This is a genomic window from Aeromonas sp. S9(2024), from assembly GCF_041403185.1.
Classification (GTDB): Bacteria; Pseudomonadota; Gammaproteobacteria; order Enterobacterales; family Aeromonadaceae; genus Aeromonas; species Aeromonas enteropelogenes.
The window spans coordinates 1-1,145 of sequence record NZ_JBGLRE010000022.1; the positions used below are offsets into that span (position 1 = coordinate 1).

Annotated in this window: 1 pseudogene; it reads left to right on the forward strand. The window is 57.5% G+C overall.

The window, feature by feature from the left end:
• Nucleotides 1-68: 68 nt before the first annotated feature.
• A pseudogene (locus tag ACB028_RS20185) lies at nt 69-1,145 on the forward strand (IS3 family transposase); the annotation flags it as partial.

Below are 1,145 nucleotides of genomic sequence, written 5' to 3' on the forward strand. Positions count from 1 at the left end.
TGTAGTGGTCTAATCATCCCGGACACCGTTTTAGGTGGTACAGTCGCCACCATGACCAGAGGTGTTCAATGACAAGACTACGTCGCTCATTTACTGCTGAATTCAAACTCGACGCCGCATCCCTGGTGCTCGACCAAGGCTATTTCGTCTCCGAAGCCAGCCGTTCACTGGATGTCGGCGAAACCGTGCTTCGTCGATGGGTTCAGCAGCTTCAATCCGAACGAACTGGCACAACTCCTATCAGCAAAGCGCTGACCCCGGAGCAGCAGAAAATCCAGGAACTGGAAGCTCGCATCAACCGACTTGAACGCGAAAAGGCCATTTTAAAAAAAGGCTACTGCTCTCTTGATGGCGGACTAACTCGAACGTTCGCGCTGATAGACCGATTAAGGGAGCAAGCCCCCACCACGCTGGTCTGTTGCGCTTTCGGTATTCCAACCTCCTGTTTCTACGACTACCTGACTCGTACCCGCACCATTGACCGTGAACAGGTGCAGCAAAAAAGCGTGCCGCGGCGCCTGCTCAACGAGAGTCGGGGTTCAGCTGGCAGCCGGGCCTTGATGTCGATGATGCGGGAGCTGGGGCATAAGGTTGGCCGGTTCAAAGTACGTCGCCTGATGAAGGACGCGGGGCTGGCGTCCAAGCAACCCGGCGCTCATGCCTACAAGGTCGCCCGGGCTGAGCGACCGGATATCCCGAATCTGCTGGCGCGTGAATTTGCTGTCCCGCAACCCAATCAGGTGTGGTGTGGCGATATCACTTACGGGCCGTTGGCATTACTTGGCGGCGGTGCTGGACCTCCATACCCGGCGGGTCGTGGGCTGGTCAATGTCTGACAGACCTGATGCTGACTTGGCAGTGAAAGCACTCGAGATGGCGTATCAGCAGCGGGGTAGTCCGTCTGGTGTGCTGTTTCACTCCGACCAGGGGAGCCAATACGGCAGTCGGGTATTTCGGCAACGGCTGTGGCGCTATCGCATGACCCAGAGCATGAGTCGGCGTGGCAACTGCTGGGATAACGCGCCGATGGAGCGGCTGTTCAGGAGCCTCAAGACGGAATGGCTTCCGACCACGGGGTACATGAGCCTGCGGGAAGCGAAGCGGGATATCAGTTACTACCTGATGGATTACTACAACTGGCGGCG